This window comes from Streptomyces sp. NPDC023157 (genome assembly GCF_055560575.1).
Genome location: NZ_JBVHIL010000003.1, coordinates 484,420 through 503,750 on the forward strand (window position 1 = coordinate 484,420; position 19,331 = coordinate 503,750).

Consider the following 19,331-nt stretch of genomic DNA (forward strand, 5'->3'; position numbering starts at 1 on the left):
ACGACGTCGGCACATCGCATGAATCGTCCATTGCCATGGCGCCCCTGTGGGATACGAAGCGACTACTCTCCGCTGTCGCGATCCCTCACCAGCCGGGGCAGCTCGGCGCGCGAGGTGACGTCCAGCTTGGTGAAGGCCCGACGCAGGTGCGAACTCACCGTGTGGGGTGAGAGGGAGAGCTGCTCGGCCGCCTGCTGGTTGGTCAGCCCCCGGGCCACGTGCCGTACCACGCGTAGCTCCGCGGCCGTCAGCTCGGGCCATGCGTCGGAGAGTCCGGACGTCGAGGGCCGGCGTCGGACGCCGGCGGCCCGCAGGCGCCGACGGACGCGTGCGACGTCCCGTTCGGCGCCCGCTCGCGCGTAGAGCGCGAGGGCCGTCTCGAAGTACGACACCGCCTCGGACCTACGGGTGGCCGCGAGTTTGCGTCCGGCGTCCTCCAGCGCCGACGCCCGGGCCAGCACCCGAGGGCAGTTCTCGTACAGCCGGACGGCTCGTACGAGGGAGGCGAGGTCGTTGTCGAGGAGCCCCCGGGCGTGCGCGGCGGTGGCGGTGAGGAACGTGAGCCCGGGGTTGAGGACGGCTCGCCTCTCGGCCAGGGCGACCGCCTGCGCGGCCCGTTCGTGCCTGCCCGCCCGCAGCGCCATCCGGACGAGCACCGGGGCGTCGGCGGGGTCGATCAGACCGGCGTAGGCGGGCAGGTCCGCGGCGGGTGACGTCATCACCTCGTCGAGTACGGTCATGGCGCGGTCGGGCCGGCCTTCGAAGTCGGCCATCAGCGCCAGCATCCAGGTGCCGAAGTGCCGCACGACGGGTGCGCCGTCGCTCCGCATGCGCCTCGCCTCCGCCGCGTACGCTTCCGCGGTCCGCCGGTCGTCGGTGTGGAGGGCGACGCGCAACATCACGTACCGGAGCGTGACGTCGGCGAAGTTGCCCGGGCCGGGATCGTCGGCCGCCGGGGACGCGGCTTCGGCGTCGGCCCGGGCGTCCGACAGCCGTCCGGTTTCCAGAAGGATGCGGGTGCGGGTCATGAGCCACATGCGGGTGGCGGTCGTCCGCCCCTGCTCCCTGGTGATCCGGATGCCCTCCTCCGCGGCGGCGAGGGCCTCCGCGGTGCGTCCGGTGGTGTTCGACAGGAGGGCGTGCCACAGGGCCTCCGGCACCCACAGCGAGGTGCTGATGCCCAGGGCGTCGGCCAGCGCGGCGGACCGCTCGGCCTGCCGGAACGCCTCGGTCAGGTCCATGCGGTGGAAACCGACCGCCGAGCGGACCGTCGTCAGCGTGGCCTCGGCGGTGCGGTCCCCCGCTGCCGCCGCGGTCTCCCACGCCTCCGCGGCGATCCGTTCGGCCGCCGCGTGCTCGCCCGACATCGACAGGCCGATGGCCAGCATGGCGAGCAGCCGTCCCCTCGCGGTCACGGAGATCCCGGGCAGCGCAGCCCCGGCGCGGGCCTGCCGGACCGCCTCGGAGAAGTTGAACTGGAAGGCGAGGCGCGCCAGCGCGAGGCGTATCAGTGCCTCGTCCTCGGGTCCGATACCGCCGGCCGCCAGGGCGGCGCCTCCCAGCTCACGTGCCTGGGCGGCCCGGCCCGTCTGCCAGAGCAGCGGGATCGTCTCGGCGATGATCCGCGGCCGCTCCGGAGCGTCCGCGGTGGTGAGCTCCAGGGCCCTGAGGCTGCGTTCCGCGGCGGGTCCGGGGGCGGTGGCCGCGAGTTCCGCCGCTTCGGTGCGCAGCCGGTCGGCCTCAGCGGCGTCTCCCGGCGCCGTTGTTCCCGCCGGTCCCTCCGACGGCCCGGGGCGGTCGACGGGGGAGGCCGCGCCTCCCGGCGGCGGTCCGGCGGTCTGCCGGCGAAGGGCCTGGCGCAGGGGCCGGGGCAGGCCGGCTTCGACCGCCTCGCGGATCAGGTCCTGTCGGAAGGCGAGGCGATCGCCGCTCTCGGCGAGCAGATCGGCGTCGAGGGATTCCTGCACCGTCCTGATGAGCGCCGCCGGGGACCTGCCGAGCAGTTCGGCGAGCAGCGCGACGGTGACCGGGCCGCCCACGCCGGCCGCCGTCCGTACCAGCTCACGGGCCTCGTCCGACAGCTGGTCGAGGCGGCGCTCGACGGACGGAAGGACCTGTGGGGCCGGAGGTCCGGCGGTCAGCCTGGCCGTGCCGTTCTCGATCGTCACCGCCCCGTCCTCCCGTAGTGAGCCGATCAGCTCGACCAGCAGCTGTGGCACCCCCTCGGCGCGGCGTGCGACGCGCAGGACGTCCGGGTCGGGAGCGGCGCCCAGGATGTCCTCGCTGATCTGTGTGGTCGCCAGGTCCCCCAGCGCGCCGAGGGCCAGCTCGTGTGCACCTGCCTGTCGGATCCTGTCCAGGGTGGTGCGCACCCCCGAAGGCACGCTGCCGCCGCGCACGGCGACCAGCCAGAGGACGGCGTGCGACGAGAGTCCGGCCGCGAGGGTGTGGAACGTGAGGAGGGTCAGGTCGTCGCACCACTGGAGGTCGTCGAGGACGATGAGCAGGGGGCCTTCGCGCACGGTCTCGCGCAGGCGGTCCCCCAGTTCCTGGAGCAGCCAGAACCGCTGGCCGGGTGTCGTGGCGAGGTCCCGGAGACGGGCTGCGCCCGACAGCGGCCCCTCGCCGGCGAGCACACCGTCGAGGAGCGGGCCGAGCGGCACGAACTGTCCGTCCGGGTCCGCCGCGCCCTCGAACACCCTCGTCCCGCGCCGTCCCGCGGCTGCCGCGGCCTCCGCGAGCATCCTGGACCTGCCGATGCCGGCGGGGCCTTCGACGCGGACGATCCCGCCTTCACCCCGGTCGAGCGCGTCGAGCCGCGCCTCGATGAACGCCAGTTCGGCGTCCCTGCCGCGGAGGGGCGTCCGTACGCCGTCGGACTCCTCGGGCACGGTCCTTGTCGTCACTCGGTTCACGCTCATACGGCGGAACAGTATGAACCATGGGAACCACCCCGCCGGCGCCCGGCCCACGGGCCCGTCTCAGTCGAAGCGCAGGTCGGCGAGTTGCCGTTCGAGGACCGTGACGTCGTCCTCGGGCTCTTCGCCGACCGGGCGCGCCGCCATGAGCGTGGCCAGCTCGACACCCGCGCGGCGGACGCGGCCGGGCAGGCCGTCGGTGTACTCGTCCCCGCCCGAGCCCCAGTCCTCGGAGGCCGCGAACACGGCGGTGGGGACGACGACGGCGCGGAGATAGGCGAAGAGCGGGCGCACGGCGTGCTCAAGGGCCAGGGAGTGGCGGGCGGTACCGCCCGTCGCCGCGATCAGGACCGGCTTCCCGGAGAGGGCGTCCGGGTCGATCACGTCGAAGAAGGACTTGAAGAGGCCGCTGTAGGACGCCGCGAACACGGGAGTCACGACGATCAGGCCGTCGGCCGCCGTCACCGCGTCGATCGCGGCGCTCAGTCGCGGCGGTGGGAATCCGGTCACGAGGTGGTTGGCGATGTCGCCGGCCAGTTCGCGCAGCTCCACGACCTCGGTCGACGGGGCCCGCCCCTTGGCGGCGAGTTCGTCGCGGGCCGATTCGGCCAGCCGGTCCGCGAGCAGGCGGGTGGAGGAGGGGGTGCTCAGCCCCGCGGCGACGACGGTCAGCTTCATGCGGCGGACACCTCCCGGACGGCTCGGAGGGACGCGTGTGTGGGGGCCTCCGGCACGTCGGCCGGACGTCCCTGGGCGAACTCCTTCCGCAGGACGGGCACGACCTCCTCGCCGAGGATGTCGAGCTGCTCCAGGACGGTCTTCAGGGGCAGGCCCGCGTGGTCCATCAGGAACAACTGGCGCTGGTAGTCACCGACGCCTTCCCGGAACGACAGGGTCCGCTCGATGACCTGCTGGGGAGAGCCCACCGTCAGCGGGGTCTGCTCGGTGAAGTCCTCGAGCGACGGGCCGTGGCCGTACACGGGAGCGTTGTCGAAGTAGGGACGGAACTCCCGTACGGCGTCCTGGGAGTTCTTGCGCATGAAGACCTGTCCGCCCAGGCCGACGATCGCGTCCTCCGGCCGGCCGTGACCGTGGTGCGCGAACCGGCGCCGGTAGAGCTGCACCATGCGCCGGGTGTGGTCGGCCGGCCAGAAGATGTTGTTGTGGAAGAAGCCGTCGCCGTAGAAGGCGGCCTGCTCCGCGATCTCGGGGGACCTGATGGATCCGTGCCAGACGAAGGGCGGGACGCCGTCCAGGGGCCGCGGTGTCGAGGTGAAGGCCTGGAGCGGCGTACGGAACGTGCCCTCCCAGTCCACGACGTCCTCGCGCCACAGCCGGCGCAGCAGGGCGTAGTTCTCCTTGGCGAGGTTGATGCCCTGGCGGATGTCCTGTCCGAACCACGGGTAGACCGGGCCGGTGTTGCCGCGCCCCAGCATGAGGTCGACGCGGCCGTCGGCCAGGTGCTGGAGCATCGCGTAGTCCTCGGCGATCTTCACCGGGTCATTGGTGGTGATCAGCGTCGTGGACGTGGACAGGATCAGTTTCTCGGTGCGGGCGGCGATGTAGCCGAGCATGGTCGTCGGCGACGAGGGCACGAACGGCGGGTTGTGGTGCTCGCCGGTCGCGAAGACGTCGAGACCGACCTCCTCGGCCTTGAGCGCGATGGCCACCATCGCCTTGATGCGCTCGTGTTCGGTCGGAGTGCGACCGGTGGTGGGGTCGGGGGTCACGTCCCCGACGGTGAAGATGCCGAACTGCATGGGGTGTCTCGTCTCCTGAGCTCGTCCCGTTCCCGCGCCGGGGAACCGGGGGCCGGGGTGACGCCGGGGTGCCGCCGGGGACTCCGGCGTCACCCCGGCGGGTCAACGGTGGTGCGTCACTTCGCCAGGAAGGCGAGGAGGGCGGTGTTGACCTCCTCGGCGTGGGTCCACAGCAGGCCGTGCGGGGCGCCCTCGATCTCGACGTAGTCGGCCGACGGGAGCGCCTTGTGGAAGGGGCGCGCGGTGCCCTCGGCCGGCAGGATGCGGTCGGCCGTGCCGTGCAGGATCAGGGCCGGCACGTCGACGGCGGGGATGTCGGCACGGAAGTCGGTGTACCAGGTGGCCGGTGCGGCGGACGCGGCGAAGGAACCGCCGCGGGCGGCGGTGTCCCAGCTGTTGCGGACGGCCTCCTCGCTGATGCGGGTGCCCAGGTTCTCGTCGAGGTTGTAGAAGTCGTTGAAGAAGGCCGTGTAGTAGGCGTACCGGTCGGCCTTGACGGCGGCGACGACCCCGTCGAAGAACTCCTTGGGGGCCACGCCGTCCGGGTTGTCGTCGCTCTTGAGCAGGCAGGGCTCCAGCGAGGCCAGGAAGGCGACCTTGGCGACCCGGGCGGAGCCGTACGTCGAGACGTAGCGGGCGACCTCGCCGGTGCCCATGGAGAAGCCGACGAGGACGGCGTCCCTCAGGTCGAGCGTCTCCAGCACGGTGTGCAGGTCGGCCGCGAACGTGTCGTAGTCGTAGCCGGTCGTCGGCTGGGAGGACTGCCCGAAGCCGCGCCGGTCGTACGTGATCACGCGGTAGCCGGCGGCGAGCAGCGCGGCGGACTGGCGCTCCCAGGAGTGCCCGTCGAGCGGGAAGCCGTGGATGAGCACGACGGGCTGCCCGGCGCCCTGGTCCTCGAAGTACAGCTCGACGGGGGTGGTGTTCTCCTGGCCCACGGTGATGTACGGCATGGGGTTGCTTCCTCGATTCGGGGTGGCTGGTCCGCGCGGCGGAGCGGCGCGGCATGCCCGTCACGCTAGGACCGGTCCCGCACCCGCTGTTGCCGTCCCGCGCACCACACCTTGCACGGGGGCGCAGAGCTCGCTCAGTCGCCGGTCGCCGTTCCGGCGTCGTCCTCCGCGAGGACGACGCGGGCCAGGTGGACCCTCGAACGCACCGCCAGCTTGCGGAAGATCGACGCCAGATGGGTGCCGACCGTGTGCGGGGAGACGAGGAGGGCCTCCGCGGCCGACCGGTTGGTGTGGCCCGCGGCGATCAGCAGGGCCACCTTGCGTTCCGAGGCCGTGAGCGCGCCCCAGCCCTGGACGGGGCGCGGCCCGAGGTTTCCGGTGCGTCGGCCGGAGCGGCTGGTGGCCGGTTCCAGGTCGGCTCGGATCCGGTCGGCCTCGGCATCGGCCCCCGCCTGGGCGTAGATGTCGTGGGCCCTGGTCAGGGCGGGTGTCGCGGCCCGGTCGCCCGCGGCGAGGAGAGCGTGCCCGAGGTCGGCGGACGCGGCGGCGAGGGGCAGCGGCCGGGGGCCGGCGAGGAGGATGCGGACCGATCGCTCCAGGAGTCCGTGATCGGCGTTCACCAGGCCGGCCGCGTGGGCGGCGGTCCCCTGGGCGGTCGGCACGGTGGGGTTGCGAGTGGCGTGCTCGGCGGCCTGGGCCGCGAGGTCCTCGGCCAGGTTCCGGTCCCCGCCGCGCAGGGCGATCCCCACGGCCTGGACGACATGGGGGCGCAGGAGCCGCCACCGGAGGAAGGGGTGGTCCCGCTGGACGGACCGGACCAGTTCGGCCGCTGCCGCGTGGTCGCCGTCGGCGTCGGCCACGACAGCCTCGAAGTACTGGTGCGCGGCGTGGTTGCCGGTGTTCGGCCGGTCGGCCACGGTCGCCCGCACGACGTCCAGGTGTTCCCGCGCGGCTTCGCGGTCGCCGCGCAGCATCGCGAGGAGACCGCGGTTGACGCGGATGTTGACCAGGTTGCCGGGCACGTGGAGGTCCGCTTCGAGCCGCTCGGCGGTGACGAAGTCGGCGTCCGCGTCATCGAGCCGACCGAGCCCCATGTTCAGGGTTCCCTGTGCCCAGATCAGCATCGCGGGACGCGGGGGAGGGTCGCCCGCCGTCCGGAGCAGTCGCCGTACGGTGTCGAAGTCGTCCCCGTGGATCCGGGCGACGGCCTCCTCCGGCAGGAAGGCCGAGTCGAACACGCCCAGCACCGTGTGGTGTTCGACGGCCGCGGCGCAGTCGCCCGCGTTGAGGGCGATCTCGCCGAGGCCCCACAGCGCGAGGACGCGGGCCTCCCGGTCACCGGCCCGCTCCGCCTCGGCGAGCGCCCGTTCGCCGGTCTCGCGAGCGGCCCCGAGATCGTTCCCGCGGGACCGGGCCAGGGCCAGTCTGGCGGTCAGCCGGGCGCGGATCACCGGGTCGGTGACGGCGGCCAGCGCCGCTGTCAGGCGGCGGGTCAGCTCATGGACGTCGTCGAGGTGCCACAGCGTGTCACCGAGTACGGACTGCAGACGGGCGAAGACGTCCAGGGGCGGCTGCCGGGCGAGCAGCGCGTCGCCGGCGTCCCGTGCCCGCGTGTAGCGGCCCGCGCGGGTCAGCGCGACGATGGCCCGTTCGCCCACGTCGTACGCCGCGGGCGCCCGGGGCGGTACGAGTTCCAGGGCGCGTACGGCCAGGTCGGCGGCGAGGTCGGGCATCACGGCCATCACCTCCGTGACGGCCGTGCCGAGCAGTCCGATCGCCTCCATGTCGCCGGGTTCGGCGCTCTTCAACAGGTGCGGGACCGCGTCGACGGAGCTCCGGCCCGCCGCGACGAGCCGGCTCGCGGCCTCCCGGTGCAGCGCCCGGCGTACGGAGGGGGCGAGGTCGGCGTACACCGCCTGGCGGAGCAGGTCGTGGCGGAACAGCAGGCGTTCGCCGTCGTCGTGGAGGAGGGCGGCGTCGATCGCCTCGTCCACTTCGGCGCTGAGTCCGGAGGCCGGCCGGCCACACAGGGCCGCGGCGTCCGCGAGCGTGAACGCGCGGCCGAGGACCGAGCCGATCCGCAGGAAGTGCAGGGTGTCCGGCCGGAGGTCGGCCAGTCGGCCGCGTACGCCGAGGACCAGCCGCTCGGGCGGAACCGGTCCGTCCGCGCCCGACGCCGCGATGCCCGCGAGCATCTCGGCCGCGAGGAAGGGGTTGCCGCCCGCCCCGTCGAGGAGCTCCCCGACCCGCGCCGGCACGTCCCCGCCGAGGACGTCGTGTGCCAGCTCGGCCAGGGCCGCGTCGGACAGCGGCCGCAGCGGGAGCGTCGTGGGCCTCGGCCCCTGCCCGTACAGTTCCGGGTCCTCCCTTCCCGTGAGCAGCCAGAGGACCGGGGAGCTGAGCAGCCGTGCCGGCAGGACGCTCAGGGCGAACCGGCTCAGCGGGTCGGCCCATGGGACGTCGTCGACGGCGATCAGCACGGGCGTGCCCGCCGCGCGTTCCTCGATCAGCTGGGCCAGCCGTTCGACGAGCCAGATGCGCTGGTCGTGGTGGCCGGCGAGGTCCGCGAAGTCCGTGCCGGCCAGCAGGGGCGGGTCACCGTGCAGGAGGCCCGAGGCCAGGGAGGCGAGCGGTGCCAGCTCGTGCAGCTCCTCGGCGCGTCCGTGGCTGACGACGAACCCGTGGGCCCGTGCGATCGCCAGGGTCTCCCGCAGCAGCACGGACTTCCCGATGCCGGGCTCGCCCAGGAGCAGCGCGACCGCTCCGCCCTCGCCGTCGCGCACCGCCCCGACCAGGGCGCGCAGCCGCTCCAGCTCGGCTTCGCGGCCCCGTAGGCCGGGCCGGCTCAGCCCCGTCGCCCGGCCTTGCTCCTCTTGTTCCTCGGGCCGGTCGGGGCTCATCCCTTGACCGATCCGGCGAGCAGTCCCCGTGCGAAGTGCCGCCGGAGGGAGAAGAAGACGAGCAGCGGGACGAGCGCCGCCACGAAGGCCCCCGCGGTGAGCCGCTGCCACTCGTCGCCGTAGGTCCCGGCCATGCTCGCCAGTCTGACCGTCATCGGCGCGGTGTCGGCCGTTCCGCCCGAGAGGGTCAGGGCCACGAGGAGGTCGTTCCACACCCAGATGAACTGGATGACGGCGAAGGAGACCAGGGCCGGGCGGGCCAGCGGCAGCGCGATCCGGAGCAGCAGCGTCCCGTGCGACGCTCCGTCGACGCGGGCGGCCTCGATCAGGTCCCGGGGCAGCCCGGCCAGGAAGTTGTGCAGCAGGAACACCGCGAACGGCAGCGCGAAGACCGTGTGGGCGAACCAGACCTGGCCGAACCGCGCGGGACCGGTGAGGTGCCACGCGGGCAGGAACAGCCAGCCCTCGGAGAAGAGCTTCAGGAGGGGGACGAGCGCCATCTGGAGCGGCACGACCTGGAGCGCGAAGATGCCGACGACGAGGGTGTCCCGCCCCCTGAAGTCGATCCACGCCAGGGCGTACGCCGCGAAGAAGGCGACGACGAGCGGGAACAGCACGGAGGGAAGGGTGATGACGACGGAGTTGACGACGTACTCGGCGAGCCGCCCCGACCCGTTGCCGCCGCCGGACAGCACCTCGCCGTAGTGGTCGAGTGTGAAGTGCGGCGTACCGAACACGGTCCACCAGCCCGTCGTCTTGATCTCGTCCTCGGGACGGAACGAGGAGAGCAGCAGACCGAGGGTCGGTGTCGTCCAGAGGACCGCGATCACCACGGCGATCGCCGTGAAGGCGCGGGAGGCCAGGCGCTCCCGGACGCCGTTCACCCCGCCCTCCGCCGGGCCCGGACCTGGTGGGCCACGAAGGGGGTGACGAGGACGAAGAGGAGCACGGCGAGCGCCGCGCCGCGGCCCGTCTCGCCGTAGCGGAAGGCCTGGTCGTACATCTCCTGGGCGAGGACGGCCGTGCCGAACTGTCCGCCGGTCATGGTCTTGACGATGTCGAAGGCCTTGAAGGTGCCGATCGCCTGGGCGAGGACCACGACGAGCAGCGTGGGCCTGATCGACGGCACGGTGATCCGCCGGAAGATCTGTCCGGGGGACGCGCCGTCGAGTCGGGCCGCCTCGGTCAGCTCATCGGGTACGGCCCTGATCGCGCCGGCCAGCAGGACGGCGGCGAAGCCCGCCTGTGTCCACACCATCGCCACGATGAGGAACAGGACGTTCCAGGGAGAGTCCACGAGCCATTGCCGCGGTTCGCCGCCGAACGCGACGACGAGTCGGTTCAGCAGCCCGATCTGCCCGGTCTCCGCGGGACGGTAGGCGTAGACGAACTTCCAGACGACACCCGCGCCGACGAACGACATCGCCATCGGCGTCAGGAGAAGGGACAGCGCGAACGCTCTGAACCGCGACCGTACGACGGCCGCCGCGTAGAGCAGGCCGACCGAGGTCGACAGCGAGGGCACGAGCACCACCCACGCCAGGGTGTTGCGCAGCGCCACCAGCGCCCGGGGGTCGGTGAACATCCACACGTAGTTGTCGAACCCGGCCCACGCGTCTCCCCCGCCGTCGGTGAACGACAGCACCAGGGTGCGCAGACCGGGCAGGAGAAGACCGACCGTGAGCAGCAGCAGTGCCGGGGTCAGCAGGATCAGGGCCGCGGCCCTCCTCCGTACCGGCCCCCGGTGCAGGGCGAGCAGGACCAGGGCGACCACCGCCGCGAAGGCGGCGACGCCCTGGAGCAGGTACATCAGCTTGGGCTGCTGGGCGACGGCGTCGAACGACATCAGTTTCTCGGCCAGGACCGTTCGATGGAGTCGGCGACCTGCCGGGTGCTCGCGCCGCCGATCCAGTCGACGGCTCCCTTCCAGAACGTGCCGGCACCGACCGACGCCGGCATCAGGTCCGAACCGTCGAACCTGAACTGCGTCCGGGGATCCTGGAGCAGCTGGACCGAGAGCCTGTCGACCGGGGTCGCGGCGTTCGCCGGGTCCACGCCCCTGTTCGCCGAGACGAACGGGCCCTTCTTCATGCGCGCGTTCGCGAAGTCCGCGGAGGCCAGGTACTCCTGGAACGCCCGCACCTCGGGACGGTCGGCGAACGCGGCGGTGAACACCCCTCCGCCCAGCACGGGGCGGCTCGCCGGATCGGCCCCCGGGAGGAGGAAGGCGTAGACGTCCTTGTCCGGTCCGATCTCGGTGCCCTTCGGCCACATGCCGGCGTAGAACGAGGCCTGGCGGTGCATCGCGCAGTCGCCGGAGAGGATCGGCGTGCCGGCCTCCTGGAAGGAGATCGACGCCATCGACCGGGCCGGACCGAAACCGCCGTTGGCGTACCGGTCGTTCTTGAGGATGGACCCCACGGTGTCCATGGCCTTGATCACCCGCGGGTCGTCGAACGGGATCTCATGGGCGACCCACCGGTCGTAGACGCCCGTGCCCTGCTGGCGCAGCAGGACGTCCTCGATCCAGTCGGTCACGGGCCATCCGGTCGCCTCGGCGGACTCGACGCCCGCGCACCACGGCGTGACCCCCGACGCCGCCACCTTCTCCGTCAGGGCCGTCAGCTCGGACCAGGTGCGGGGAACGCTCAGTCCCCTGTCGCGGAAGAACGTCGGGGAGTACCAGACGAACGACTTCACGTTCGCGACCAGCGGGGTGCCGTAGAGGGTGCCGTTCACGGTCGCGTAGCTGTTCCAGTCGGCCGACCAGCCCTGCTTCGCGAGGGCCACGACCCCGGCGCTCGCGGGCTTGAGCTTCCCCGCCCGCGCGAAGCGTTCCAGGAGTCCGGGCTGAGGGAAGAACGCCACGTCGGGCGCGCTCCCGCCGTCGACCCTGAGCTGGATCTGCGCCTCGAACTCCCCGTCCCCCTCGTACTGGACGTCGATTCCCGTGCAGTCCGCGAAGTCCGCCCAGGTCTCTTCGAACAGGTCGGCCTCGCGGTCCCGGTTCTCCGCGTAGACGGTGACCTTGGTGCCCGGGTGCTCGCCGTACCGGGCGTACGGTCCGCAGTCCGCGGTGGTGTGCGCCCGCGAACCGCTGCCCTGCGGGGTGCCGCAGGCGGTGGCGGTGACGGCGAGGGTGATGACGGCGAGAGCGAGCCTCGCGCCGAACCTCATGGGTGTATCTCCTCCGATCGCCCGCCGAAGGGTTCTCGGGGGCGAGCAGAAGCTACCAGCGCTCGAACAATATCGACTAATCGTTCGATCGTGAACGATCGGGTCAGTGCGCGGTGGCCCGGGCCGCGTCCTGGATGAGCTCCGCCACGGCCTTGGGCTGGGCCAGCATGACCAGGTGAGAGGAGTCGACCTCGATGGTCGTCATGCCGGCCCGCTCGTACCCGTAGCGCTCCACGTCGGGGTTGATCGTGCGGTCGGCGGAGGCGACCAGGCCCCACGAGGGCTTGGTCCTCCACGCCGCGACGGGCGCCGGCTCCGAGAAGGCACGTGCGGCCAGGGGGCGCTGGGAGACGGCGAGCACCGCGGCGAGGTCGGGGTCGACGTCCGCCGCGAAGAGGGCGGGGAACTTCTCGATGTCCACCGAGACGTCGGTGCCGGTCTCGGTGGAGCCGGCCACCGGGTACGGGGTGTAGACGAGCGCGTCGGCGAGGCCGGAGTCGGGGAAGCGGCCCTGCAGCTCACCCAGGCTCTCCCCCTCCTCCAGCGCGTATCCCGCGAGGTACACCAGTGCGCGGACGTTGTCCTCGGTGCCGGCGAGGGTGATGACGGCACCGCCGTACGAGTGACCCACCAGGATCACGGGGCCCTCGACGGCACGGACCACGGAGGCGATGTACGCGGCGTCGTCGACGAGGCCGCGGTTGGGCACCGCCGGGGCTGTCACCTCCATGCCGGCGGCGGTCAGTTCGGGGATGACGCGGGCGAAGCTGGAGGCGTCGGCGAAGGCTCCGTGGACCAGGACGACGGTGGGGCGGGCGTGTCGGGGCATGGTGGGACAACTCCTCGGTGAACAGGGTGGATTGGAAAGGTCGGAAAGGGCAGGAGAGCTCAGAGCGTGCGGCGCACGCCCGCCTGGCGTTCCAGGTTGCGGAGCTGGACGCCGAGGTCGCCCTCGACGGCGAGGTGGGCGGGGCCGCTGCGGCCGATGGGCAGGACCTGCTCGCTGCGCATGTCCTCCAGCATCAGGGCGAAGGCCGTGTACATCGCGACCAGCGCCACCACGAGGCCGAGCGCGCCCGACGTGCGCGTCAGCCATTCGGCTCCGGTGATGCCCGCGAGCCCGGTGGCCGCCCAGCGGGGAAGCGAGACCGCGATCACGAGCCACAGCGCCCGCTTGGGCCGGGTCACGGCGGACATCAGCGCCCCGAAGCACAGGAGCGCCAGGTTGAAGACGCCGAGGACCTTCAGGCCGTCGGCCGCGCCGGTGAGCATGATGAGCGCGTACGGCAGCCAGCTGCCGGCGAACACCGCCATGAGCGTCGCCGCGATCACGTCGCGGGCGCCGAAGGCCAGGAAGCTGACCAGGAGCTGGAGCACGAAGGCGGGCAGCACCGTGAAGGCGACGGCGGCGCGGGCCTCCTCGCCGAAGATCCCGAGCTGGAGGCAGCCCGTCATCACGGACGCGATGGCGATCGTGAAGAAGCCGAGCGGCATGGGTGAAGCGATGGGGCGCAGGTTGATCCGGGTCATCGACCGGAGGTCCGGTTCGAAGCGGCGTCCCGGCGGAGCGTCGGGCGGGGTGGCCTGGGCGTCCTCGCCGCCGGCCGGAGCAGTCGCGGTCATCGGTTGGTTCTCTCTTTCCACGCGCGGACTCAGTGCTCGAAGCAGGGGTCGACGAAGGACGGTGTCGTCTCGGGTACGGCGCCGCGCGCGACGCGCCACCGGCGGTGCTGCTCGGACTCGGCGGCGGCCTCGGCGACGAGCGACGCCTGGCGGGCGCCCGCCCCTGCCGCCTGGTAGCCGCCGAAGCGGGCCACGGGGCTCCACTCGGGGCTCACCGGCGGGACGGCCTCGTCGAGGCCCTCGTACTCCGCGGTCGCGTAGACGACGCGGCCGCCCACGACGGTGAGCACGGACTCGATGTCGGGGATGACCTCCTCGGGCACGGTGAGGTAGTCGTCGGACAGGATCGCCAGGTCGCCGTAGCAGCCCTCGCGCAGCGTTCCCTTGACGTCCTGCTCGCCGGTGAGCCGCGCGCCGCCCCGGGTGTAGAGGCCGAGGGCGGTCTCCCGGTCGATGAGGTTCCCGGCCGGGTAGAGGGCGGTGCCGCCGACGGTGCGCCCGGTCACCAGCCAGTGGAGGGCGACCCAGGGGTTGTACGAGGAGACCCGGGTGGCGTCGGTTCCGGCGGCGACGGTCAGGCCCCGGTCGAGCATGGCCCGGACCGGCGGGGTGTGGGCGGCCGCCTCGGCACCGTACCGGTCGAGGAAGGCGGAGCCCTGGAAGGACATGCGGTTCTGGACGGACAGGGCGCCACCGAGGGCCGCGATCCGGTCGAGGCTGTCGGCGGAGACGGTCTCCGCGTGGTCGAAGAGCCAGCGGTTGCCGCCGGGGAACAGACCCTCCGCCGCCAGCTTCTCGAAGACGGCCAGGTCGCGGCGGATCGTCTCGTCGTAGGTGGCGTGGAGCCGGAAGCCCCAGCCGTTCTCCAGGAGCAGCCGGACGGCCTGCTCGAACTCGGTCTCGTACCCCGCGGCGAGCTCGGGCCGGGGTTCGGAGAAGTTCTCGAAGTCGGCGGCGGCCCAGGTCAGGTTCTCGCCCGCGCCGTTCAGCCGGAGCCATTCGTCGCCGTCGCCCGGCTTGACCATCTCGGTCCAGCGCTTGAGGTCGGCGAGCTCCTGCCCGGCCGTCTGCGGGAAGAGGTGGTAGGCGATCCGGAGGGTCAGCTCCCCCGACCGGGCCAGGTCGGTGACCGTGGCGTAGTTGTCGGGGAAGTTCTGGAAGCCGCCGGCGGCGTCGACCGCGGAGGTCAGTCCGAAGCGGTTGAGCTCGCGCAGGAAGTGCCGGGTCGATGTCCGCTTGTCGGCCTCGTCGAGGGTGGGCGCCTTGGCCAGGGTGGAGTAGAGGATGAGGGCGCTCGGCGCGGCGAGGAGGACGCCGTTGGGTTCGCCGTCCCGGCCGCGGACGATCTGCCCGCCGCGCGGGTCGGGGGTCTCGCGGGTGAATCCCGCGGCCTTGACGGCGGCCCGGTTCATCAGGGCCGACTGGTACAGGTGCAGGACGAAGACGGGGGTGTCGGGGGCGGCGGCGTTCAGCTCGGCGACGGTGGGCATCCGGCGCTCGGCGAACTGTTCGGCGGTCCAGCCGCCGACGACCCGGATCCACTGCCCCTTGGGGGTGCGGCCGGCCTGCTCGCGCAGCATGGCCAGGGCCTGGCGCAGGCTGCGCACCCCGTCCCAGCGCAGCTCCAGGACGTAGTTCAGGCCGCCCCGGATCACGTGCAGGTGCGAGTCGTTCAGGCCGGGGATCACCCGGCGGCCGAGGGCGTCGACGACCTTCGTGCCCGGCCCGACGAGGTGGGCGAGGTCGTGGTCGTCGCCGAGGGCCGCGACCCGGCCGTCGCGGATCGCGACGGCGCGGGCCTCGGGGCGGTCGGGGTCACCCGTGAAGACCTTGGCGTTGCGGACGAGGAGGTCGGCGTGCCCGTCCTCCCGCCGCGGGGCGGGGACGAGGCCCGCCACCGGCATGCCGGTCGACGCCCCGGTCATGCGAGGGCCTTGCGCAGGATGTCGGTGGCGACACCGATGGCGAGCTCCGCGCCGCGCGTCTCCCGCAGCGCGTTCAGCATGACGAAGTCGTGGATGACGCCCTGCACCCGCAGCGCGGTGACCGGGACGCCGGCGGCGCGGAGCTTGTCCGCGTAGGCCTCGCCCTCGTCGCGCAGGACGTCCGCCTCGGCGGTGATGACCAGGGCGGGCGGCAGGCCGGTGAGCTGCTCGGTGGAGGCGCGCAGCGGGGAGGCGGTGATCTGGGCGCGCTCGGCCTCCTCGGTCGTGTACTGGTCCCAGAACCACTTCATGGCGTCGCGGCGCAGGAAGTAGCCCTCGGCGAACCGGTCGTACGAGTCGGTGTCGAAGGCGGCGTCGGTGACCGGGTAGAACAGCACCTGCTGGACGAGCGTCACGTCGCCGCGCTGCTTGGCCATGAGGGTGAGGGCGGCGGTCATGTTGCCGCCGACGGAGTCGCCCGCGACGGCGATCCGGTTGCCGTCGAGGTCCTTGTGGTGCCCCTCGCGGGCGATCCACTGGGCGACGCCGTAGTTCTGCTCGATCGCGACGGGGTAGCGCGCCTCGGGCGACAGGTCGTACTCGGGGAACACCACGGCCGCCCGGGCGCCGACGGCGAGTTCGCGGACGAGCCGGTCGTGGGTGTGGGCGTTGCCGAACACCCAGCCCGCGCCGTGGATGTAGAGGATGACGGGGAGGGTGCCGGTGGCGCCGCGGGGGCGGACGATCCGGGTGCGGACGTCGCCGGTCGGGCCACCGTGGACGGTGATCCACTCCTCGTCGACCTCGGGCAGCGGGACGCCGTCACCGCTCTGGACGTCGTCCACGGCCTTGCGGCCGTCGGCGACGGGGATCTGGTAAAGGAACGGCGGCTGGGCGGTGGCGTCGGCGAACGCCTGGGCGGCGGGTTCGAGGACCGGACGGTTCGTCATGAGGGGCTCTCCTTCGGGGGAGGTCAGGGGATGTACGGGAAGGGCAGGTCGAGGTTTCAGCGGGTCGCCCGTGCGGCGGCGAGGATCACATGGGTGACCACGGCCGGACGGGAGACGGCCACGGCGTGCGACGCGTCCGCTTCGGTGACCTGCGAGCCGGCGCGCCGGGCCATCCACCGTTGTGCGGCCGGCGGGATGTTCTTGTCGGCGGTGGCGACCAGCGCCCAGGACGGGATCGTCTTCCAGGCCGCCTGCCCGGCCTTCTCCTCCAGCGCGGCGGTGGCGACCGGGCGCTGGGTCACGGCCATGACGGCCGCGTCGGCGGCGGGGACGTCGGCGGCGAACTGGCGTTGGAACTTGGCCCGTTCGATGACGAGTTCGGTGCCGATGCCACCGCCGGGCAGCGGGTACGCCCGCGGGTTCACGGTGTCACCGAGGGTGGACCCGGGGAACTTGGCCGCGAGCTCGGCCGCGCTCTCGCCCTTGTCCGGGGTGAACGCGGCGATGTAGACGAGGGCCTTCACACGGCTGTCACCCAAGGCGGCGCCGCTGATGACCGCGCCGCCGTAGGAGTGGCCGACCAGGACGACGGGTCCGTCGACGGCGGCCAGCACGCTGCGCAGGTAGGCGGTGTCCGCGGCGAGACCGCGCAGCGGGTTGGCGGGGGCCAGGACGGGATAACCGGCGTGCTGCAGCCGCCTGATCGTGCCGCTCCAGCTGGAGGCGTCGGCGAACGCCCCGTGGACGAGGACGATCGTGGGCTTGGGGCCGTGCCGGTCGGTGCCGGCCGCGGCCGGGTCGCTCGCGGGTGCGGCGGGTGCGACGGGTGCGGCGGGGGCGGCACCGACCAGGGCGGCCAGCGCGGCCGGCAGGGCGAGGGCGAGGGCGCGCCTCTTGAGATGCATGAGGGTTTCCTTGTCGGGTGGTGAGGCGTTCGGGCGTACTCGGTCGGGCGGGAGGAGGCGCCGGGCGGGCGGGGACGCACCGGTCGGGCGGGAGGGTGCGGCGGGTGCGGCGGGCGGGCCGAGCGGGTGCGGCGGGCGGGCGGGGCGGGCGGGTGCGGCGGGCGGGCCACGCCTCAGAGGCCGTACGCCTCCAGGAGGCGGAGCCAGACCTCGCTGACGGTCGGGAAGGCGGGCACGGCGTGCCGCAGGCGTTCCAGCGGGACCTCGCCGACGAGGGCGACGGTGGCCGTGTGGATGAGCTCGGTCGCCATGGGACCGGTGAGCGTGCAGCCGACGACGACGCCGCGGGTCTCGTCGACGACCAGCTTGGCGAAGCCCCGGAAGTCGTCGGCGTGGAGCGCGGCCCCGGCGACGTCGTCGACGCGGTACTCCACCGCGCGTACGGCGAGGCCCGCGTCGCGCGCGGCGCGTTCGGTGAGTCCGACGGACGCGACCTCGGGGTGGGTGAAGACGGCCTGCGGGACGGCGAACCGGTCGGCTTCCGCGCTCCACGGCTGCCGCCCGCCGGTGCGGGCCGGGCGGCCCGCGGCGCGCTCGGCGATCGCCGCCGCGCAGGCGCGCGCCTGGTACTTGGCCATGTGGGTGAGCGGTGCGCGGTGGTTCACGTCGCCGACGGCGTAGAGCCAGTCGCCCTCGACGGTGGTGACCCGGCAGGTGTCGTCGACGGGCAGCCAGTCGCCCGACGGCAGGCCGACGGAGTCCAGGCCGAGGTCGGCGGTGCGCGGACGCCGGCCGACGGCGGCGAGGAGCTCGTCGCAGAGGAGGGTGGTGCCGTCGTCGGTGTCCACGGTCACGGTGCGGGTGGCCGGGTCGCGGGTGACGCGGCGGGCCGAGACCCCGAAGCGGATCGTGACGCCCAGCTCGCCCAGACCCCGGGTGACCTCCTCGCCGGCGCACGGCTCCCAGCCGGTCAGCAGGGCCTGGTCGCGGACGAGCATCGTGACGGAGGAGCCGAGCGAGCGCCACGCGGTGGCCATCTCGCAGGCCACCACTCCCCCGCCGATGACGACCAGCCGCTCGGGCACCGCGTCGGCGGTCGTGGCCTGCCGGCTGGTCCACACGCCGATGCCGTCGATCCCTGCGACCGGCGGCAGGACGGGTTCCGTGCCGGTGCAGACGACGACCGCGTACCGGGCGCGGAGGGTACGCAGCGAGCCGTCGGCCCCGGTCACCTCCACCCGTCGCTCACCGGCGAGCCGCCCGTGGCCCCGTACGAGCGCGATGCCCGCGCCGTCGAGCCAGTCCGCCTGGCCGGTGTCGTCGCCGCGCCCGGTGAAGCGGTCCCGGCGGGCCAGGACGTGCGCCGGGTCGAGGGCCGCGGTGACCGCCTGCCGGGCCCCGTCGACGGCGCGGGCCGCGGCCAGGGCGGCGGCGGGCCGCAGCAGCGCCTTGCTCGGGACGCACGCGCGGTAGGAGCACTCGCCGCCGACCGCCTCCGCCTCGACGACGACGGCGGTCAGACCCGAGCGGACGGCCCGGTCGGCGACGACCTCGCCACCCGGACCGCCGCCGACCACGACGACGTCGTAGGTGTCCATCAGCCGCGCACCAGCGGCGTGTCGACGAGGTGCTCGGCCAGGAACCACACCTGGGCCTCGCCGGGGCGGATCACCTCGGAGACGAGCAGGTCGGCGCTGCCCTCGTCGCCCTCCTGGGAGAGCCGGGCGGCGGCGTCGCGGGCGTCGATCAGGATCCGCTCGTGCGCGTCGAGGAGCCGCGACAGCATGACGGGGACCGGCTCGACGCCGTCGGGCGGCCGGGGGATCGACGTCAGCTCGGCGACGTGGCGCGGGTCGCCGACGGCGACGCCGCCGAGGCTCTGGACCCGCTCGGCGAGCGCGTCCACGAGGGCCAGTTGGGCCTCCGCGTGCTTGTCCAGCATCAGGTGGAGCGAGTAGAAGGTCGCCCCGCGCATGAGCCAGTGGTGCTTCTTGTAGAGCGAGTAGAGGATCTGCGTGTCGGCGAGGACGCGGTTCAGGCGCTGGCAGCCGTACATGCGGGTGTCGTGACCGAGGCCGATCGGCAGCTGCTTGAGCGTGCCGAACGCCTGGATCTCGGCGCCCTTCTGGTGCAGCAGCGGCTGGCCGCCGCCGTGCGCGGGCGTCGTGACGGTGGTGTCCATCGGTTACTTCCTGTCGGATAGAAAGAGGGAGGAGGCGG

Annotated in this window: 15 protein-coding genes; all 15 read right to left on the reverse strand. The window is 73.2% G+C overall.

Annotated elements, in window-relative coordinates; genetic code table 11:
- Positions 1–62 precede the first annotated feature (62 nt).
- Positions 63–2,921: a helix-turn-helix transcriptional regulator gene (locus tag ACZ3ZE_RS13200; protein ID WP_361625167.1), complete on the reverse strand. Its 2,859-nt coding sequence runs from the start codon at positions 2,919–2,921 to the stop codon at positions 63–65.
- A gap of 60 nt (positions 2,922–2,981) precedes the next feature.
- Positions 2,982–3,596 (reverse strand): FMN reductase, encoded by a 615-nt coding sequence (locus tag ACZ3ZE_RS13205; RefSeq protein WP_467259021.1) that lies wholly within the window; start codon positions 3,594–3,596, stop codon positions 2,982–2,984.
- Positions 3,593–4,678, reverse strand: coding sequence for an LLM class flavin-dependent oxidoreductase (locus ACZ3ZE_RS13210; RefSeq protein ID WP_361174072.1), 1,086 nt, complete (start codon positions 4,676–4,678; stop codon positions 3,593–3,595). Before ACZ3ZE_RS13210 ends, ACZ3ZE_RS13205 begins: the two co-directional genes overlap by 4 nt.
- A 116-nt stretch (positions 4,679–4,794) precedes the next feature.
- Positions 4,795–5,631, reverse strand: coding sequence for an alpha/beta fold hydrolase (locus ACZ3ZE_RS13215; protein WP_361174069.1), 837 nt, complete (start codon positions 5,629–5,631; stop codon positions 4,795–4,797).
- A gap of 134 nt (positions 5,632–5,765) precedes the next feature.
- A complete protein-coding gene (locus tag ACZ3ZE_RS13220; protein ID WP_467259024.1) occupies positions 5,766–8,531 on the reverse strand; it encodes an ATP-binding protein in 2,766 nt (921 codons plus the stop codon).
- Entirely contained in the window at positions 8,528–9,415 is an 888-nt protein-coding gene (locus ACZ3ZE_RS13225) for a carbohydrate ABC transporter permease (RefSeq protein WP_467259026.1), read from the reverse strand. Before ACZ3ZE_RS13225 ends, ACZ3ZE_RS13220 begins: the two co-directional genes overlap by 4 nt.
- Positions 9,412–10,377: a carbohydrate ABC transporter permease gene (locus tag ACZ3ZE_RS13230; RefSeq protein WP_361174060.1), complete on the reverse strand. Its 966-nt coding sequence runs from the start codon at positions 10,375–10,377 to the stop codon at positions 9,412–9,414. The genes ACZ3ZE_RS13225 and ACZ3ZE_RS13230 overlap by 4 nt, the downstream gene beginning before the upstream one ends.
- Positions 10,377–11,708: an ABC transporter substrate-binding protein gene (locus ACZ3ZE_RS13235; protein ID WP_467259029.1), complete on the reverse strand. Its 1,332-nt coding sequence runs from the start codon at positions 11,706–11,708 to the stop codon at positions 10,377–10,379. Before ACZ3ZE_RS13235 ends, ACZ3ZE_RS13230 begins: the two co-directional genes overlap by 1 nt.
- A gap of 103 nt (positions 11,709–11,811) precedes the next feature.
- On the reverse strand, positions 11,812–12,537 hold the full coding sequence (locus ACZ3ZE_RS13240) for an alpha/beta fold hydrolase (RefSeq protein WP_361174054.1): 726 nt from the start codon (positions 12,535–12,537) through the stop codon (positions 11,812–11,814).
- 59 nt (positions 12,538–12,596) lie between these two features.
- A complete protein-coding gene (locus ACZ3ZE_RS13245; RefSeq protein ID WP_361174052.1) occupies positions 12,597–13,331 on the reverse strand; it encodes a GPR1/FUN34/YaaH family transporter in 735 nt (244 codons plus the stop codon).
- Positions 13,332–13,360: 29 nt separating this feature from the next.
- A complete protein-coding gene (locus tag ACZ3ZE_RS13250) occupies positions 13,361–15,256 on the reverse strand; it encodes an amidohydrolase (RefSeq protein WP_361174049.1) in 1,896 nt (631 codons plus the stop codon).
- Positions 15,253–16,206: an alpha/beta hydrolase gene (locus ACZ3ZE_RS13255; RefSeq protein ID WP_361174046.1), complete on the reverse strand. Its 954-nt coding sequence runs from the start codon at positions 16,204–16,206 to the stop codon at positions 15,253–15,255. The genes ACZ3ZE_RS13250 and ACZ3ZE_RS13255 overlap by 4 nt, the downstream gene beginning before the upstream one ends.
- Positions 16,207–16,262: 56 nt before the next feature.
- Complete coding sequence (locus ACZ3ZE_RS13260) at positions 16,263–17,111, reverse strand: alpha/beta fold hydrolase (protein WP_361625149.1); 849 nt, start codon at positions 17,109–17,111, stop codon at positions 16,263–16,265.
- Positions 17,112–17,284: 173 nt separating this feature from the next.
- Entirely contained in the window at positions 17,285–18,709 is a 1,425-nt protein-coding gene (locus ACZ3ZE_RS13265; RefSeq protein ID WP_361174040.1) for a dihydrolipoyl dehydrogenase family protein, read from the reverse strand.
- Positions 18,709–19,293, reverse strand: a complete 585-nt coding sequence (locus ACZ3ZE_RS13270; RefSeq protein ID WP_361625143.1) for a Dps family protein — start codon at positions 19,291–19,293, stop codon at positions 18,709–18,711. Before ACZ3ZE_RS13270 ends, ACZ3ZE_RS13265 begins: the two co-directional genes overlap by 1 nt.
- Positions 19,294–19,331 lie beyond the last annotated feature (38 nt).

Bases quoted from the DNA above. Each gene is read 5' to 3' on its own strand.
- ACZ3ZE_RS13210 (WP_361174072.1), bottom strand. From the start codon at position 4,678: ATGCAGTTCGGCATCTTCACCGTCGGGGACGTGACCCCCGACCCCACC.
- ACZ3ZE_RS13215 (WP_361174069.1), bottom strand. From the start codon at position 5,631: ATGCCGTACATCACCGTGGGCCAGGAGAACACCACCCCCGTCGAGCTG.
- ACZ3ZE_RS13205 (WP_467259021.1), bottom strand. From the start codon at position 3,596: ATGAAGCTGACCGTCGTCGCCGCGGGGCTGAGCACCCCCTCCTCCACC.
- ACZ3ZE_RS13245 (WP_361174052.1), bottom strand. From the start codon at position 13,331: ATGACCGCGACTGCTCCGGCCGGCGGCGAGGACGCCCAGGCCACCCCG.
- ACZ3ZE_RS13230 (WP_361174060.1), bottom strand. From the start codon at position 10,377: ATGTCGTTCGACGCCGTCGCCCAGCAGCCCAAGCTGATGTACCTGCTC.
- ACZ3ZE_RS13240 (WP_361174054.1), bottom strand. From the start codon at position 12,537: ATGCCCCGACACGCCCGCCCCACCGTCGTCCTGGTCCACGGAGCCTTC.
- ACZ3ZE_RS13265 (WP_361174040.1), bottom strand. From the start codon at position 18,709: ATGGACACCTACGACGTCGTCGTGGTCGGCGGCGGTCCGGGTGGCGAG.
- ACZ3ZE_RS13220 (WP_467259024.1), bottom strand. From the start codon at position 8,531: ATGAGCCCCGACCGGCCCGAGGAACAAGAGGAGCAAGGCCGGGCGACG.
- ACZ3ZE_RS13270 (WP_361625143.1), bottom strand. From the start codon at position 19,293: ATGGACACCACCGTCACGACGCCCGCGCACGGCGGCGGCCAGCCGCTG.
- ACZ3ZE_RS13260 (WP_361625149.1), bottom strand. From the start codon at position 17,111: ATGCATCTCAAGAGGCGCGCCCTCGCCCTCGCCCTGCCGGCCGCGCTG.
- ACZ3ZE_RS13235 (WP_467259029.1), bottom strand. From the start codon at position 11,708: ATGAGGTTCGGCGCGAGGCTCGCTCTCGCCGTCATCACCCTCGCCGTC.
- ACZ3ZE_RS13255 (WP_361174046.1), bottom strand. From the start codon at position 16,206: ATGACGAACCGTCCGGTCCTCGAACCCGCCGCCCAGGCGTTCGCCGAC.
- ACZ3ZE_RS13200 (WP_361625167.1), bottom strand. From the start codon at position 2,921: ATGAGCGTGAACCGAGTGACGACAAGGACCGTGCCCGAGGAGTCCGAC.
- ACZ3ZE_RS13250 (WP_361174049.1), bottom strand. From the start codon at position 15,256: ATGACCGGGGCGTCGACCGGCATGCCGGTGGCGGGCCTCGTCCCCGCC.